The following is a 15,810-nucleotide window of genomic DNA, read 5'->3' as shown; positions in this document are numbered from 1 at the left end:
CAGACCACGTGACGACGACGGAGCGGCGGAGTTCGCTGTGGCGGCTCCCGGCCGTCCGGTCCCTGTTCGCGCTCAACGCGCTCGGGTTCCTCAGCTACTCGCTGCTGCTGTCGGCGCTGCCCGTGCACGCCGCCGCCCTGGGCGCCGGGCTCACCGCTGCCGGGGCGGTGACCACGGTGTTCCTGGTGGCCACGGTGCTCGCCCAGATGGTGGTGCCCGCGCTGGTCGCCCGGTTGGGCATCGGCCCGGTGCTCGCCGGGGGGCTGGTCGCCCTGGGGGCACCGTCCCCGCTGTACCTGCTGGCCGACGACGTGCGCTGGTTCGCCGTCGTCTCGGTGGTGCGCGGTCTGGGGTTCGCGGTGCTCACCGTGCTCGGCTCCACCATCGCGGCCCAGGCGGTGCCGCCCGCGCGGCGCGGTGAGTCGATCGGCATCTACGGGCTGGCGATCTCGGTGCCGACGCTCGCCGCGGTGCCGGGCGGGACGGCGCTCACCCTGGCCGGCCACTTCCCGTGGGTCGCCGCGATGGCGGCGGCACCGGTGCTCGCCCTGGTCTTCGTGCCGGGGCTGGTGCGGGCCCTCGGCCCCCCGGAGGTGCCCACCCCGGGTGGCTCGCGGGCGGCGGTCTGGGCCGCGGCCGCGCCGTCGTTGATGCTGCTGGTGGTGACCCTGGCCGGCGGCGGGCTGGTGACCTTCCTGCCGATCGAGCTGCCCGGCGGTGCGCTGGCGGTGGTGGCGCTGCTGGTGTTCGGGGTGAGCACCGCCCTGTGCCGGTGGGGTGCCGGGCTGCTCGTCGACCGGCTGGGTGCGCGGGTCCTGCTGCCGGCCACGCTGGCCAGCGGGGTCGCGGGGATGCTGCTGGTCGCGCTGGGGCTCCGGGCGGCGGGCGCCGGCGGGGCCACGGCCGTGCTGACCGGGGCCTTCGCGCTGGGCGTGGCCTACGGCGCGGTGCAGAACCTGACCCTGGTGATCGCGCTGGCCCGGGCCGGCGCCGGGCAGACCACGACGGTCAGCGCGGTGTGGAACGCCTGCTACGACACCGGCACCGCGATCGGGGCGCTGGCCGTCGGGGCGGTCGCTGCCCAGGTCGGCCTGTCGTCGAGCTACGTCCTCGTGGCGGCGCTGCTCGCCCTGGCCCTGCCGCTGGCGGTCACGTTGCCTCGCGCGCTGCGCGCCGCCGGCTGAGCGCGCTGCGCGCCGCCGGCTGAGCGCGCTGCGCGCCGCCGGCTGAGCTCAGCGGGCGGAGGCCTGGCCGCCCAGTCGCTGTCGGGCCGCCTCGGCCAGCTGCTCCACCGTCTGCACCTCCGCGGCGGCCTCCCGCAGCCAGGTGCGCAGCCCGTCGACGTCGAAACGGTTGCGGTCGCGCAGCTGGCCGAGCAGCACCTGCCGGGCGCTGGCCTGGGCGCGCATCGCCGTGGGCAGCGTGCGCCCGGTGCGGCGGGCCCGGGTGGTGAGACTCGCGCCGAGGAAGACCAGCTCGCGGACGTCGGTCAGGCCGGCCAGGAGCGCCTCGGCGTCCTCGGGCCGGTCGTCGGCCAGCAGCTGGAGGTACTCGTCGGCACGGCGTGCGCCGGTGTCGGCGGGGGACTCGGACGGTGCGGTCACCCCTCCACTGTCCCTGGGAGTCACCGCCCTGACCACTGCGGGGGGCGCTTCTCCAGGTAGGCGGCGATCCCCTCGCGCCGGTCCTCGCTCAGATAGGGGTTCGGGCCGACGTCCAGCCGCAGCGCCGCTGCCAGCGGGAGCTCGAGCCCCTTGACCGCGGTCTCCTTCATCCGGCGCACCGACAGGGGTGCGTTGGCGGCGATCCGCTCGGCGAGGGCCAGGGCGGCGGGCAGCACCTCCTCGGCCGGGACGACGCGGTTGACCAGCCCCCAGCGGGCGGCGTCCTCGCTGGTCACGTACTCGCCGGTGAAGAGCATCTCCAGCGCGATGCCGGTCGGGATCCGCTTGGGCAGCACCACGGACCCGTAGTTGGCACCCATCCCGATCGTCGCCTCCGGCAGGCCGAGCTTGATCCCGGGGGCGGCGATCCGGATGTCGCAGGCCAGCGCGAGCTCGAAGCCGCCGGCGACCGCGTGCCCGCCGAGCGCGGCGATCACCGGTACGTAGGTCTCGCCCAGCACCTCGAACAGGGTGCGGCCGGGGCGGTTCATCGGCGGCCGGAAGGGCTCACCGCGCTGGTCGCGCTCGCGGATCTCCTTGAGGTCGAAGCCGGCGCAGAACGCCGGGCCGTTGCCGGTGAGCACGACGGCGCGGACGTCGGCGTCCTCGGCGCAGGCGAGCAGCTCGTCGACCAGGTCGGTCTGCAGCGCCGTGGAGAGTGCGTTGCGCCGCTCGGGGCGGTCGAGGGTCAGTACGCGGACGTGCCCCCGGGTCTCGGTGACCAGTCCGGACTCGCGGCGCTGCGGTTCGCTCATGGCCGCGATCCTCCCGCGCCGAGCCCGGCCGGTCAGGGGGAGGGCAGCTCCCCGGTCTCCACCAGGTGATCGGCGATGTCGCGGACCTTGGTGTTGCTCTCCATCGACAGCTTGGCCAGGGCGGAGAACGCCCGGTCGGCCGGCCACTTGTGCCGCTCCATCAGGATGCCCTTGGCCTGGTCGATGACCGCCCGTGAGTCCAGGGCGGCGCGGAGGTGCTCGGCGCGTTCGACGGCGGTCTCGTAGAGGTACATGTTCGACACCGGGACGACGGCGTAGGCGGCGAAGCGAGCGGCCAGCTCCCGGGACCGCTGGTCCAGGGGCGCAGCAGTGCGGGCGTAGACGTTCAGGCCGCCGCTGATCAGCTCCTGCGGGGGCAGCGGGAAGGACAGCATGCTCCGGCAGCCGCGCTGGGCGGCCAGCTTCGGGAAGGGGCCCCAGCGCTCGTCGATGCCGGTGTCGACGACCTCGACGAGCCGGCCGGTGGTGGCCGCCTCCAGGCAGGGGCCCGCGTCCTGCGCGTACTGGGCCCGGTCCAGCTGGCGGGCGAGGGGGTGGCTCGCGGCGGGGGTGGCGGGCCGGCCGTCACCGATGATGGTCACCGAGGTGACCGGTTCGCCGGGGAGGACCTGCGCGGCCAGGTCGGTGACCTTCTGCAGCACCGACTCCAGCGAGTGCTCGGCGAAGGAGATCCGGCCCAGCTCGTCGAAGGCGCGTTGGACGGCGTCGGCGTCGGGATCGGGGGTGGGGCGAGTCACGGTGGTACTCCGGCGTCAGATGTGCACCGGACGTCGCTCGTGCCGGCGGTGAAGGGCCCCGGGTTTCTCAGGGCTCAGCTGTCGTGGGGTGCAGGACCCCGTGCCGCACGCCGGCTGTGTGACGGTGTGGCGCGACGAGCATAGTCAGCCGCAGCAACGGCCCAGGTGGAGCGCCCTGTCAGGGCTCCACGGCAGGTACGGTGGACAGTGGTGCCCGGGTGAGCCCGGGCGTCAGTGCGTCAGACAGCGGCGTGCACGCGAGCGGGGCCTCAGTGCGGGGCCCTCGCCGAGGTTGCCACCCCGGTGCTGTACAGACCGGGAGTTTGACGTGTCCATCTCTGACAGGCCTCTGACCCGTGACGCCACCGAGGCCCTCGAGCGCCTGGGCAGCCTGGCTCTGCGTGACCACTCGATGGAGTCGGTGCTGCAGACCGTCGCCGACCTGGTCAAGCAGGTGCTGCCCGGCGAGATCGAGGCCTCGATCTCGCTCCTGGTCAACGACAAGGCGACGACGACCGTGTACACCGGCAAGCTCGCCCTGGACCTCGACGAGAGCCAGTACGGCCGCGGCTACGGCCCCTGCCTGCACGCTGCCGCGACCGGCGAGCTGGTCGAGATCCACGATGCGCGCACCGAGGATCGCTGGCCCGACTACGCCCGGGCCGCCTGGGAGCGGGGCAGCGGGAGCTCGCTGTCCGTGCCGCTGCCGATCCAGGAACAGATGGCCGGCGCGCTGAACATCTACGCCCGGGAGGTGCAGGGCTTCGGCGAGGAAGCGCGGTCGGCCGCCGTGCGGTTCGCACCGTACGCAGCCGTCGCCGTGTCGAACATGCACGCCTACCAGAGCGCCCGGCACATGGCGGAGAACCTGCAGGTCGCACTGGAGTCCCGCGCGGTGATCGACCAGGCGAAGGGCATCCTGATGGAGCGGCACAAGCTGACCGCCGACCAGGCCTTCCAGGCGATGGCGGCGGTCTCCATGCGGCGCAACCGCAAGGTGCGCGACATCGCCGAGACGCTGGTCCGGACCGGGGAGTTCCAGCCCGACGGGCCGATGGCCGGCTGAGCGACCGCTCTCGTCATTCCGGTTGGGCCGGGACGAGGGCGGGCAGAACGGAGCAGGGTCGTCTGCGTGCCGGCACACAGAGGACCTCAGGTTCGGTGGTCGAGACCACGGCCACCGAGCCGCCCCATCCGCGGACGGCGCCCGGCCCGAACACCTCGAGGTCGCGTCGTCCCCCTGACCCCGGGCCGGCGTGGCTGCCCTGCGCGGCCGGACGGCGAGGCACATCCGTGGACCGGGCGTGGTCGACGTCGACGTCGACGCCGATCCCCATGCCGAGGCCTTCTACCGGCGCCTCGGCGCGGCCCGTCCTCCCGGAGCACGGTGCCCCCGGTCGGTCCCTGCCACGGATGTCCCTCCGCGTCATGGCGGAACACCGCGTCGTCTGCCGAGCAACGACGAAGCGGCCCCGTCCCGGAGGACGGAGCCGCTGGTCGATCGTGGTGCGCCATCAGGGACTCGAACCCCGAACCCGCTGATTAAGAGTCAGCTGCTCTGCCAATTGAGCTAATGGCGCGTGTCGCTCGACGTGGTCGGGCAACAGGAGAGGACTCTACACGCCGATCGGCATCCACCGTCCGGTGGGGCAGGGTCATCCACGTCACGTGTTGTGGCAGACAACGAACTGTCAGCAGACGCGTGGACACTGGGCGACGGTGCACGACGCCCGCCGGGAGGGTCCCGGTCGGCGCGCACCGGAACAGGGGACAGGTCTTCGTGGGTTCGCAGCAGGCGAGACGGATCGCTGCACTGCTCGTCGCGGCGTTGCTCGCCGTGCTGGCGGGTTGCTCGGGGTCGTCGACCGAGAGCTCCCCGGACGAGGAGGCAGCGGCACCGACGACCGTGGCTGCCGCTTCGGTGTCGGTGAACCTGGCCGACCGCGCCGTCGACGTCGCACCGACCGCCCCGCTGCAGGTCACGGTCACCGGCGGCGAGCTGGGGGAGGTCACGGTCGCCGACGACGCCGGTGCCGAGGTCGCGGGCAGCGTCGAGCCCGAGCCGGCCGACCCGTCGACCGTCGTCTGGACGCCGGAGACCGAGCTGGACTACGGCACGAGCTACACGGTGACCGCGACGGCCGCCAACGCCTCCGCCGAGGAGACGACCGCGACCTCGACCTTCACGACGGTGACCCCGGAGACGCTGTCCACCCCGGGCATCGGCCCGCTGGACGGCACCACCGTCGGGGTCGGCATGCCGATCCGGGTGTTCTTCGACGAGCCGGTCGCCGACCAGGCCGAGGTGGAGCGCCATCTGCTGGTCACCAGCAGCACGCCCACCGACGGGGTGTGGAACTGGGTGCGCGACGACGAGGTGCACTTCCGGCCCTCCACCTACTGGCCGGCCGACAGCGAGGTGACCCTGGAGGCCGACCTCTACGGGGTCGACTTCGGCGAGGGCGTCTGGGGTGAGAAGGACCGCACCATCTCCTTCAGCGTGGGCGAGCGGCACGTCTCCGTCGCCGACGCCGCGGCTCACACCCTGACCGTCCACGACGGCGACCAGCTCGTGCAGACCTTCCCGATGAGCGCCGGCGACGCGGAGAACCCGACGCACAACGGTGCGCACGTCGTCCTGGAGAAGTTCGCCGACATCACCATGGACTCCTCCACGTTCGGCCTGGCCGTCGACGCACCCGGCGGCTACCGCACCGACGTGCAGTACGCGACGCGCATCTCCAACAACGGCGAGTTCGTGCACGCCGCCCCCTGGTCGCTGGCCGACCAGGGCTCGCGGAACGTGAGCCACGGCTGCATCAACCTGGCCACCGAGAACGCGAAGTGGTTCTACGACTTCTCCCAGCCCGGAGACGTCGTCGAGGTCGTCAACTCGATCGGCGGCACCCTCACCGCCGCCGACGGCGACATCTACGACTGGGCCATCCCGTGGGCGGAGTGGACGGCCGGCAGCGCGCTGTCCTGACCTGGGCCGGTCAGCGCCACACGTCGTGCTCCGGCTCCTCGTCCCGACCTGCCACCAGGGCCGTGACCACGGACTCGGCGGCCCGGTAGACCGTCAACGCGACCGCGATCACCGCCGCCGGCGGGACGACGATCGGTGTGGCCAGCACCGACAGGGCCAGCACCCGCGGGGCGTCGAGCCACCAGCCCACCCGGCGCACCGGGTTGGCCAGGGCACCCCAGCGGACGCCGCACCACATCAGCCACCGCCGCAGCGGCGGTACGCCGAGCTCGCGCATCACCCGCCGGAAGACCCCGTCGGCGTCCCGGGCCGAGAGCACCCCGGTGGGCACCCCGACGTCGGTCAGCCAGTCGTGCAGGACGGCGGCCGGGGTGTAGCGACCGGAACGTGGGAAGAGCCACACCACGATGCGGGGCACCGAGGCGAAGTCGGTCCGGAAGCCGGGCGGGACGACGAAGGTGTCCCGGTCACCGCGGTAGACCAGGGGCGCGAGGACCTCCCACGAGGTGTCGGTGGCCCGGCGCACGGTCAGGGCGAGGGAGTCGAAGGGCACCGCCGCAGGATCCCCCGCTTCGCCGTCCCCGGCACCCGCCCACGCCGATCGCCGGCCCGGGCGGGATGGTGGAGTGAGCGGGTGACACCAGGGTGGGGTCCGGCGGACCGTCCGGCGATCGCGACAGGAGGACCTACGTGAACCGGTGGCTGTGGCTGGCCGGGGCGATCGTCGTCGAGGTCGCCGCCACGCTGTCCCTGCGGGCAGCCGTCGAGCAGGCGGCCTGGTACCTGCCCGTGGTCGTCGGCTACGTCGCCTCGTTCCTCCTCCTGGCCGGCACGCTGCGCCGGGGGATGGCCATCGGGGTCGCCTACGGCATCTGGGCTGCCAGCGGGGTGATGCTCACGGCCGTCGCCGCCGCCTTCCTGTTCGGTGAGGCGCTGACCCCGCTGATGGGTCTCGGCTTCGTGGTCATCGTCGCCGGGGTCCTGCTGGTGGAGCTCGGTTCGCACCGCACCGAGCCCGCCCTCGCAAGGCCGGGAGAAGGCCGGTGACCTGGGCCTTCCTCGCCGCCGCGATCGCGTGCGAGGTGGGTGCCACCATGTCGCTCCGCGCCTCGGACGGGTTGCGTGACAAGCGCTGGGCCCCGTTGATCGTCCTGGGCTACCTGGCCTGCTTCACCTTCCTCACCCTCGCGCTGCGGGAGGGGCTGGCCATCGGGGTCGCCTACGGCATCTGGGCCGCGAGCGGCGTCGCCCTGACCGCGGTGATCGCGCACCTGGTGTTCCGTGACCCGCTCACCCGGACGATGGGCGCCGGGATCGTGCTCATCGCGGTCGGCGTCCTGCTCGTGGAGCTGGGTGCACATTGACCCGGCGGCCACTTCCCACCGGAGTCGAGCGCTATCATCGCCGAATGACGATGATTGACGTGGGAGCCGAGGCGCTGCCGTTGCACCGGGGTGAGACCCCGTCGGTCGACGAATCCGCCGCGCTGAGTGCGGCGGCGTGCATGTTCCGCAGCCTGGGCGACCCGGCCCGGCTGGCGATCGTGCGGCACCTGACCCTCGGGGAGCACAAGGTCGTGGAGCTGACCGAGCACCTGGGTCTGGCGCAGTCCACCGTGTCGGCGCACCTGTCCTGCCTGCGCGACTGCGGGCTGGTCACCTCCCGGCCGCAGGGGCGGGCCTCGATGTGGTCGCTGACGACCGCCCCGGAGCTGCTGGCGCTGCTGGCCGCCGCCGAGCAGCTGCTCGCCGCCACCGGCGATGCGGTCGCGCTGTGCCCCACCTACGGCGAGAGCGGTCGGGCGTGACCGGCCGGTCGCCGGCCCTGACCGACGCGGAGACCGAACGGCTGACCCGTCGCGGCCTGCGCCTGGCGCAGTTCACCGTCGTCTACAACGTCGCCGAGGGCGCCGTCGCGATCACCGCCGGCCTGCTCGCCGGGCTGGTGTCCCTGGTCGGGTTCGGCGTCGACTCCGGCATCGAGTCCTTCGCCGCGGTCCTGGTCGGGCTCCGGCTGTCGGCGCGGCTGCGGCACGGCAGCACCGACGAGCGCAAGGAGCGTCGTGCGCTGAAGGCGGTGGCGGTCACCTTCTTCGTCCTGGCCGCGTACGTGGTGATCGAGGGGGTCCGCAGCCTGCTCGGCGACGAGGAGCCGGACACCTCCACGGTGGGACTGGTGCTGCTGGCCGCTTCCATCGTGGTCATGCCGCTCCTGGCCCGCGCGAAGCGCCGGGTCGGCCTGGCGCTCGGCGGTGACCCGCTGGTCCTCGCCGACGCGGCCGAGACCCGGATCTGCGTGCTGCTGAGCATCTCCACCCTCGTCGGGCTGGGGCTCTACGCCGTGACCGGTGCCGCCTGGCTCGATCCGGTCGCCGGGTTCGTCGTCGCGGCCTTCGCCGTCCACGAAGGGCGGGAGGCGTGGGAGGGAGAGCTCGTCGAAGAGGAGGAGGACGACGACGGCTGACGCGGTGCGGAGGGGCCGGGGAGCGGCTGCCCCGAAAGGCCCTGCTCAGGCGCCGACGTCCACGGCACCTCTTGCTGGCCGCGTCCGGGAGAACCAGTCCATCGGTCAGCACTCCGGGGCCAGGGCCCGCGGCCGGGACCGTGTCGTGGCCCCCGACCCGGGCGTACCCGGCGGTCGCCCGGACTCCTCGTTCCGGGTCCCGCTGACGACGTCGGTGGGGGGCCACTGATGGAGGATGCGGATCGCTCCTGGCGCGCCACGTGCCCGTGCCCTCTGCGCCGACCCGCTCGAGGAGTCGATGAGGCGGTCCTCGCCCGAACTGCTCGCCACCGCCGGGGCCCCTCCTCGACCACGCGGCGACGGCGCAGCAGCAGGGCTGCGCGGTCTCCGGCGATCGCCGTTCGTGGTCGAGGGCCGCTCGGCCGGTGGGGCGACCGCCTCCCGGCCGGTCGCCGTCAGTAGATCTCCCCGGCCGGCGCGGTGCGGGGCCCGACGACCGGAGCCGGCCGCGGCCGGTCCGCCCGACGGCGGATCAGCCACTCCGCGACGACCAGGTTGATCAGCCAGCCGGCGCCCATGGCCAGGGCCTCCGCGGTCGGACCCGGCTCACCGGCGACGAGGAACAAGGAGGCGGCGGTGAACACCTGCGTCCCCGCGCCGAGGCCGATGGCGTAGCCGCGCAGCATCCAGGCCCGGTGCCGCGGGACGTCCCGGCGCAGGACGGCGGCGATCCCGAGCCCGATGGCCCCGGCCATCCCGATGCCCGCCGCGGCGCGGAACGCGGTCAGCAGCCCGGCGTCGGCCTCGGTGATCGTGAGCGTCAGCCACAGCCCGGTGAGCGCGGTGGCGAGGCCGGCGGGGGCCGCCAGCCGTCCCGTCGTGCGGTGCCAGCGGGGCCGCGGGCCGCGGGTCCCCGGGACGAACTGAACCGCGCCGAGGACCGTGAAGAGGAGCGCGCTGACGATGTGCAGCACCAGGGGTGCCGGCGTGGCCGCGGAGTGCGGCGCCTCGGGCAGGACCGCCGCGCCGCCGGAGAGCTCGACGAGGCGGGCGCCGCCGGCGGCGAGCGGCACCAGGGCCAGGGCGATGAGCCCCGTGGGGACCAGCCACTGCCGCGGCGGGCGGGGTGTCGTGCGGGCTGCTGTCGTCATGCACCGGATCGTCGTGACCGCGGGGCCCGTGGTCATCGCCGGAAGGACCGGTTCCGATCTCGTACTTCCGGTGGACCGGCCGGTGGTGATCGGGCCGGGCTACCGGCCCGGGGAGCGTGGCGGGACGCGGTGCGTCTCGTAGGCCCAGATGGCGATCTCCACGCGGTTCCGGACGCCGAGCTTGGCCATGAGGCTGCCGACGTGCGTCTTCACGGTGCTCAGCGTGATGTGCAGCTCGCGGGCGATCTGGTCGTTCGACCGGCCTCGCGCGACGGCGGAGACGACCTCCTCCTCACGGTCGGTGAGCCGGTCGACGGGCTGAGCCGGGGGCGCGGCGGGCCCGGACCCGGCGAAGGCGTCGAGCAGCCGGGCGGTCACGCTGGGCGCGATGAGGGCGTCGCCGCGGGCGGCGGCGTGCACCGCCTGGGCGAGCAGGTCGGGACCGGCGTCCTTGAGCAGGAAGCCCCGGGCTCCGGCGCGCAGTGCGGCGTACACGTACTCGTCCAGGTCGAAGGTGGTGATCACCACGACGGGGACCGGGTCGGCCACGTCCGGGCCGGCGAGCCGGCGGGTGGCCTCCAGTCCGTCCGTGCCGGGCATGCGGATGTCGAGCAGGCAGACGTCGGGACGCAGCCGCCGGGCCAGCTCGACGGCCGCCTCGCCGTCCGCAGCCTCGCCCACGACCTCGATCCCGGGCTGCGCGTCGAGGATCATCCGCAGCCCGGTGCGCACGATCTCCTGGTCGTCCGCGACCACCACCCGCACGGTCATGCCGGTCCGCGGCGGGGCAGCACCGCAGCGACCGTCCAGCCACGTTCGGGGCCCGGCCCGGCCTCGAACGTGCCGCCGAGCAGGTGCACCCGCTCGGCCATGCCGCGGAGGCCGAAGCCGGCCCCGCCGGCGTGGGCGGAGCCGCCCTCGCCGTCGTCGTCGACCCGCAGGTGCACCCACGCACCGTCGACGACCACCCGCACGTCGACCCTGGTGGCGTGCCGGGCGTGCCGCCGGGCGTTGGTGATCGACTCCTGCGCCAGTCGGTGGACCGCCGTCGCCACCGACGGGGAGACGCCGGTGACCTCGCCGAGGACCTCCACCGCGACGTCCGGCCCGTCGGGACCGTGCCCGGCCAGCGCCTGGAGGTCCGGGAGCCCGGGGGTCGGCGACAGTGTCGCGGGCTCGTCGCGGCGCAGCACACGGACCATGCTGCGCATCTCGGTGAGCGTGCGGGCCGCCTCCGCCTCGATCAACCGCAGCGCCTCCGTGGCGGCGTCCGGGCGTGCGGCCGACGTGGCCAGCCCGGCCTGGGCGCGGATCGCGATCGCCGACACGTGGTGGGCCACGGTGTCGTGCAGGTCGCGGGCGAGGTCCTCCCGCTCCCGCGCGGCGACCTGGTCGAGCTCGCGGGACCGGGCCCGGGCCCGGTAGCGGGCGGCCGCGCCCAGGGCGAGGGACGACAGCAGGACCGCGGCGCCGCCGAGGGCGTCCTCGGGCGACGTCGAGCCCACGACCGCCGAGGAGGCGGCGCTCCCCACGAGGACGACCAGCCCGCCGAGCGCCTCACGCCCCGAGCCCCACCGCAGCAGGGCGTAGGGCAGGACCAGCGTGACCGCGGCGGAGTACAGGCCCTCGTCGTCGCCGGTCAGGACGGCGAGGACGTGGAGGCACACCAGGAAGACGGCGAGGACGAGCAGCGGCCGCGCCCGGCGCCACAGCAGCAGCGGGACGAGCGCGCAGAGGACGGCCACCTGCAGCCAGCGGAACGGCAGGTCGGGCCGCAGGACCCCTTCGAGCACGGCTGCCGACGCCGCCAGGGCGGCCAGCACCCGGTCCGGCCAGGCCGGGGCGGGTGGGGCCGGGGGCCTGGGCTCGTGCCAGAGCGAGCTCAGCGGTGCGTGCACCGGGTCACCGTACGAGCCCGGAGGCCGTGCGGTGATCAGCCGGAAGTACGAGGCCGTGGTCGGCGAACGAGCTGCTCGGCCACCATGCGCTCGGCGGCGACGCCGTTCAGGTGCAGGTCAGCGGAGCAGCGGGATCAACCCAGCTGCCCGGCGAGGTCGGTCAGCCCGGTGGCGCGCAGCGACGGCGGGGTGAAGGAGTCCGGGTACGGCGTCCCGGCGCGATCGAGCCACGCGGTGCGTAGCCCGGCGCGGGCGGCTCCGTCGATGTCCCAGGGATGGACGGCCACCAGCAGCATGTCGCCCGGATCGCTGTCGCAGGTCCGGGCGGCGTACTCGTAGGCACCGCGCGCGGGCTTCCAGATCCCGGCGTCCTCCACCGACAGCAGTGCCTCGAACTGGTCGCGGATGCCCGCATCGGTCAGCAGGCGATCCGACACCTGGGTCGAACCGTTGGTGAGGGTCACCAGCCGGCGACCCGACTCCCGGAGGGTGCGGACCCCGTCGGGCACGTCGGGGTGCACGGGCAGCTGTCCGAAGCCGGCCATCACGTGGTCGACGGCGTCGTCGAGGTCCCGGTCCAGTTCGACCTCCTGCAGCACCGTGCGCAGCGCGCCCGTCCCGAGTTCGGCGAAGGGGCGGGAGGCGCCGGCGGCGGTCAGGGCGAACCCGTCGCGCAGCAGCGAGGCGAACCACAGCTTCGCCAGGTGCGCCGGTGCGCCGACGTCGCTGAACCGCTGGGCCATCGGGCTCATGTCGGACAGGGTCTCGTTGACGTCGAAGACGATCACGGACGGCGAGGTGCTCAACGCGGGGCTCCTGGGGATCGGTGCAGCGGGGGACGGACGGCGGATCAGGGACCGGAGCCGGCGCTCATCCGGCGTCCGCGCTGGACGCAACCAGGACGAGGACCCGCGGCAGGGTCGCGCGGTAGGCGTCCAGGACGGCGGCCATGCCGGGGCGCGCATCGGTCACCCCGGCATGCTCGAGGGCGGCCGGTGAGGCGGCGACCCGCCACGGGAGGCCGCGCGCGACCTCGGACGCCCTCGCCTGCAGGTGGTCGGCGGCCGGTCGGCTGACCTCCACCTGGGGGCGCAGTGCTGCCCAGGCCGGTTCCAGGAGGTCCCGTGCGGCCAGCGAGCGCCAGACGGTGTTGACGATCGGCGTCTCCAGCGCGGCACAGATCTCGCCGTAGACCTGCGGGGCCGGGGCGTCCGCGGGCGAGGGGGCGGGTTCCCGTGGCTGCACCGGGCGGGGCGCGGGGGCGTGCCCCGGCGCGGACGGCAGGTCGAGCTCACCGTCCAGTGCCAGCCGCAGACCGGCGGCGAGCAGGAGCATCCGGCTGAGTGGGCCGGCGAACCCGGCGAGCGCGGCTCGGACGTCGGCGTCGGCAGGCGGCTCTGCGACGTCCCGCACGGAGGTGACGAGCCGCTGGGCTGCCGACCCGAACTCGTCGGTGGACAGCACGGGGACGGCCTGCTCGTGGGCCAGCACCAGACACCCCGGGCAGAGCGCCAGGGACTTGAACAGGCTGGGCACGAACGGCATGCCCTCGAGGAGGTCGGCGTAGACGGCGGCGACGACGCCCGTGGCGTCGGCCTCCTCCACCATGGGGTAGCTCGCGGCCCCCGCAGCGTCAGCGCCCATGGTCGTCACCCGGTGACCGGGCAAGGAGCTCGAGCACGATGCCGGAGGACCGTGGCCGCACGGAGGCGGCTCCCGGTCCCGCGGCACGCCGTCGTCTCGTCGTCCTCGGCATGGGGTCTCCTCCGATCGGCTGCACGGGGCCATGCCCCCGGATGTGCCCGTGAACCGCGGAGGGTCGATGCGCGTGGAGGGCTGCCCGCTCACGGGCGCGTCCGGTCACTGGACGCGGACGTCCCGGAGCTCGGCCGGTGCAACGGGAGAAGCCCTGGTCAGCGAACTGACCAGGGCCTCCGGTGGGGTGAGTGACGGGACTTGAACCCGCGACATCCAGGATCACAACCTGGCGCTCTACCAGCTGAGCTACACCCACCATGTACACCGGGCGGCTGGCGAGAGCCGGCCCGGTGGACGAGCACACGATACCGGAGGCGGTCAGCTCTCCGACGAGGCCGGGGTGGCGGCCGGCTCGGCGTCGACCGCCAGCAGCGGTGCGAAGGCCGTCACGGCGTCGGTGGCCGCCGCCTGGGCCTGGTCGCTGCTGGGGCCCGGCTCCGGGACGAAGAGGGTCTGCCGGTAGTAGGCCAGCTCCCGGATCGACTCCAGGATGTCGGCCAACGCCCGGTGGGCCAGGCCCTTGGGCGGCTGGGCGAAGTAGACCCGGGGGAACCAGCGCCGGGACAGCTCCTTGATCGAGGAGACGTCGATCATCCGGTAGTGCAGGTGGTCGTCGAGCTCGGGCATGTCCCGCGCCAGGAAGCCGCGGTCGGTGCCGATCGAGTTGCCGCACAGCGGCGCGGTGCGGCGTTCGGGCACGAACCTCTTCACGTAGGCGAGCACGAGGGCCTGGGCCTCCTCGAGGGTGACCGTCGAGGCACGCACCTCCTCGGTGAGCCCGGACTTGGCGTGCATCTCGGTGACCACGTCGGCCATCCCGGCCAGGTCGGCGTCCTCGGCGTGGATGATCACGTCCAGCCCGGGGTCGAGCACGTTGAGCTGGGAGTCGGTCACCACCACCGCGACCTCGATGAGCTTGTCGCCGACCAGGTCGAGCCCGGTCATCTCACAGTCGATCCAGACCAGGTTGTTCGCTGCGCTGTCCGCCACGGCCGCGACCCTACGCACCGCTGCGGCAGCCCACCGGCCACACCCGCCCCAGGGCTCGCGGCCCGCCGTGGGAACGGGCCTCCCGGGCTTCTCCCGTGGCTACAGTCCGGGCTCCTGCACCGACCTCGCGGAGCCGCTCGTGTCCTCCAGCACCTCCCTCACGTCGCCGTCCCGGCCGTCGGTGCCCGCACCGGCCTCCCCGGGCGACGCGTTCCGGCACCCGGTCGCGCTCCTCCGCTGGCTCTGGCAGGCCTACATGACCCCGGGGCGTCCCGGCCGGCCCACCAGCCCTGACGAGCTGCGCTGGATCTACCTGGCCTGGCTGGGTGCCTTCGCGCTGAAGATGCTCGGCTCCTCCTGGGACGTCTCCTGGCACTTCAAGTGGCTGCGCGACGACCTGGCCCCGCCGCACCTGCTCAACTCGGCCGGCACCGCCCTCGTCGTCGCCCTCGTCGTCTTCCACAGCTACAGCGGCCGCGGCGTCGACCGGCGTGCGCTGCAGCTCATGCAGGCCGGCATCGGCACCTTCCTGGTCGCCATCCCGATCGACGTCGTCAACCACCGGGTCAACGGGCTGGACATCACCAGCTGGAGCCCCAGCCACGCACTGCTCTACCTGGGGACGGCGATCATGCTCGCCGGCGCCATCCGGGGCTGGTGGCTGTACGCAGCGCCCGGCCGGTTGCGCGACCTGGTGTCGCTGGGGCTGTGGCTGTTCTTCCTGGAGAACGTGATGTTCCCCAACCAGCACCAGGAGTACGGCGTGCTGTCCCTGGCCGCCTACCGGGCCGGCCGGACCACCGCCGAACCCCAGCTGCTGGACTTCGCCGCCTCGCAGGGGCAGACGCCCGTCCAGTTCATGCTGCCCGTGCCTGCCTGGGTGCACCCGGCCTGGCTCGTCTGCGCCGGGCTGCTGGCCCTCGTGTTGGCCCGCCGGGCCGTCGGGCTGCGCTGGACGGCCACGGTCCTGGCCGGCAGCTACCTCGCCTACCGGGCGGTGACCGGGTTGCTGCTGGACGCCACCGGCTTCCCGCCCTCGGTCCTGCCGCTGATGCTGCTCGCCGGTGCGGTCCTCATCGACCTCGCCGTGCTCGCCCGGGTGCCGGGCTGGCTGGCCGGCCTGGCCGTCACCGGGGGAGCAGCCGTCGGGGCGTTCGTCCAGTCGGCGCTCGACGTCATCCCGCCGTGGGACTGGTCGGCGCTGCCGGTGGTGGCGGTCGGCCTCGCCGTGCTCTGGGGCGGCCTGGACCTTGTCATCGGGAGCCGGCGGTTCGCCCGGTGGCGGGCGCCGGTGGCGCCGGGCGGTCCTGCGGTCGGGGACACGCCGATCGCGGCAGGGGAGGGCGGCGCGTCCTCGCGCTGAGCCCGGAACGGGCCCGGCGATGAC

At 74.1% G+C, this 15,810-nt stretch carries 18 protein-coding genes and 2 tRNA genes; 8 read left to right on the top strand and 12 right to left on the bottom strand.

Annotation, left to right across the window (positions count from 1 at the left end; translation table 11 throughout):
- Nucleotides 1–8 precede the first annotated feature (8 nt).
- A complete protein-coding gene (locus O2W20_RS15485) occupies nt 9–1,184 on the top strand; it encodes an MFS transporter (RefSeq protein ID WP_269171288.1) in 1,176 nt (391 codons plus the stop codon).
- 48 nt (nt 1,185–1,232) lie between these two features.
- Here O2W20_RS15485 and O2W20_RS15480 read toward each other — a convergent pair whose 3' ends face one another.
- Genes O2W20_RS15480 through O2W20_RS15470 form a run of 3 tightly spaced genes read right to left on the bottom strand, consistent with a single transcriptional unit; the run spans nt 1,233 to nt 3,177 of the window.
- On the bottom strand, nt 1,233–1,604 hold the full coding sequence (locus tag O2W20_RS15480) for a hypothetical protein (protein WP_269171289.1): 372 nt from the start codon (nt 1,602–1,604) through the stop codon (nt 1,233–1,235).
- 20 nt (nt 1,605–1,624) lie between these two features.
- Nucleotides 1,625–2,419: an enoyl-CoA hydratase/isomerase family protein gene (locus O2W20_RS15475; RefSeq protein ID WP_269171290.1), complete on the bottom strand. Its 795-nt coding sequence runs from the start codon at nt 2,417–2,419 to the stop codon at nt 1,625–1,627.
- A gap of 32 nt (nt 2,420–2,451) precedes the next feature.
- Nucleotides 2,452–3,177, bottom strand: a complete 726-nt coding sequence (locus O2W20_RS15470; protein ID WP_269171291.1) for a GAF and ANTAR domain-containing protein — start codon at nt 3,175–3,177, stop codon at nt 2,452–2,454.
- 328 nt (nt 3,178–3,505) lie between these two features.
- Between O2W20_RS15470 and O2W20_RS15465 the strand changes: the two genes are divergently transcribed.
- A complete protein-coding gene (locus O2W20_RS15465) occupies nt 3,506–4,243 on the top strand; it encodes a GAF and ANTAR domain-containing protein (RefSeq protein WP_331254117.1) in 738 nt (245 codons plus the stop codon).
- A 438-nt stretch (nt 4,244–4,681) separates the two neighbouring features.
- On the opposite strand, the gene O2W20_RS15460 is transcribed toward O2W20_RS15465, so the two are convergent.
- Nucleotides 4,682–4,757, bottom strand: a tRNA-Lys gene (locus O2W20_RS15460).
- Nucleotides 4,758–4,957: 200 nt separating this feature from the next.
- On the opposite strand from O2W20_RS15460, the gene O2W20_RS15455 reads away from it, so the two are divergent.
- Nucleotides 4,958–6,163, top strand: a complete 1,206-nt coding sequence (locus O2W20_RS15455; RefSeq protein ID WP_269171292.1) for a L,D-transpeptidase — start codon at nt 4,958–4,960, stop codon at nt 6,161–6,163.
- A 10-nt stretch (nt 6,164–6,173) separates the two neighbouring features.
- Here O2W20_RS15455 and O2W20_RS15450 read toward each other — a convergent pair whose 3' ends face one another.
- Nucleotides 6,174–6,716 (bottom strand): DUF1353 domain-containing protein, encoded by a 543-nt coding sequence (locus O2W20_RS15450; RefSeq protein WP_269171293.1) that lies wholly within the window; start codon nt 6,714–6,716, stop codon nt 6,174–6,176.
- A gap of 137 nt (nt 6,717–6,853) precedes the next feature.
- Between O2W20_RS15450 and O2W20_RS15445 the strand changes: the two genes are divergently transcribed.
- From O2W20_RS15445 to O2W20_RS15430, 4 genes are read left to right on the top strand one after another with little or no spacing between them, the layout of a single operon-like run.
- Nucleotides 6,854–7,210 carry a DMT family transporter gene (locus O2W20_RS15445; RefSeq protein ID WP_269171294.1) on the top strand — a complete coding sequence of 119 codons (357 nt, stop codon included), beginning with the start codon at nt 6,854–6,856 and terminating at the stop codon, nt 7,208–7,210.
- Nucleotides 7,207–7,527: a DMT family transporter gene (locus O2W20_RS15440; protein ID WP_269171295.1), complete on the top strand. Its 321-nt coding sequence runs from the start codon at nt 7,207–7,209 to the stop codon at nt 7,525–7,527. Before O2W20_RS15445 ends, O2W20_RS15440 begins: the two co-directional genes overlap by 4 nt.
- 44 nt (nt 7,528–7,571) lie before the next feature.
- Nucleotides 7,572–7,970 carry an ArsR/SmtB family transcription factor gene (locus O2W20_RS15435; RefSeq protein ID WP_269171297.1) on the top strand — a complete coding sequence of 133 codons (399 nt, stop codon included), beginning with the start codon at nt 7,572–7,574 and terminating at the stop codon, nt 7,968–7,970.
- Nucleotides 7,967–8,626, top strand: coding sequence for a cation diffusion facilitator family transporter (locus tag O2W20_RS15430; RefSeq protein ID WP_269171298.1), 660 nt, complete (start codon nt 7,967–7,969; stop codon nt 8,624–8,626). The genes O2W20_RS15435 and O2W20_RS15430 overlap by 4 nt, the downstream gene beginning before the upstream one ends.
- A gap of 455 nt (nt 8,627–9,081) precedes the next feature.
- Here O2W20_RS15430 and O2W20_RS15425 read toward each other — a convergent pair whose 3' ends face one another.
- The 7 genes from O2W20_RS15425 to orn form a co-directional block, all read right to left on the bottom strand.
- Entirely contained in the window at nt 9,082–9,777 is a 696-nt protein-coding gene (locus O2W20_RS15425; protein ID WP_269171299.1) for a DUF2306 domain-containing protein, read from the bottom strand.
- A gap of 99 nt (nt 9,778–9,876) precedes the next feature.
- Nucleotides 9,877–10,548, bottom strand: coding sequence for a response regulator (locus O2W20_RS15420; protein ID WP_269171300.1), 672 nt, complete (start codon nt 10,546–10,548; stop codon nt 9,877–9,879).
- On the bottom strand, nt 10,545–11,675 hold the full coding sequence (locus O2W20_RS15415; protein ID WP_269171301.1) for a sensor histidine kinase: 1,131 nt from the start codon (nt 11,673–11,675) through the stop codon (nt 10,545–10,547). The genes O2W20_RS15420 and O2W20_RS15415 overlap by 4 nt, the downstream gene beginning before the upstream one ends.
- Nucleotides 11,676–11,809: 134 nt before the next feature.
- Nucleotides 11,810–12,481, bottom strand: a complete 672-nt coding sequence (locus tag O2W20_RS15410) for a haloacid dehalogenase type II (protein ID WP_269171302.1) — start codon at nt 12,479–12,481, stop codon at nt 11,810–11,812.
- Nucleotides 12,482–12,545: 64 nt separating this feature from the next.
- Nucleotides 12,546–13,319 carry a hypothetical protein gene (locus O2W20_RS15405; protein WP_269171303.1) on the bottom strand — a complete coding sequence of 258 codons (774 nt, stop codon included), beginning with the start codon at nt 13,317–13,319 and terminating at the stop codon, nt 12,546–12,548.
- Between the two features lie 294 nt (nt 13,320–13,613).
- Nucleotides 13,614–13,689 (bottom strand) — tRNA-His (locus O2W20_RS15400).
- Between the two features lie 62 nt (nt 13,690–13,751).
- Entirely contained in the window at nt 13,752–14,423 is a 672-nt protein-coding gene (orn, locus tag O2W20_RS15395) for an oligoribonuclease (protein ID WP_269171304.1), read from the bottom strand.
- A 139-nt stretch (nt 14,424–14,562) separates the two neighbouring features.
- Between orn and O2W20_RS15390 the strand changes: the two genes are divergently transcribed.
- Nucleotides 14,563–15,786, top strand: a complete 1,224-nt coding sequence (locus tag O2W20_RS15390) for a hypothetical protein (protein ID WP_269171305.1) — start codon at nt 14,563–14,565, stop codon at nt 15,784–15,786.
- The last annotated feature ends 24 nt before the right edge of the window (nt 15,787–15,810 follow it).

The sequence above is a fragment of the Modestobacter sp. VKM Ac-2982 genome (assembly GCF_026967935.1).
GTDB lineage: Bacteria > Actinomycetota > Actinomycetes > Mycobacteriales > Geodermatophilaceae > Modestobacter.
Note: the sequence above shows the minus strand (reverse complement) of the source record. Positions and strands in the feature narration are given on the sequence as shown.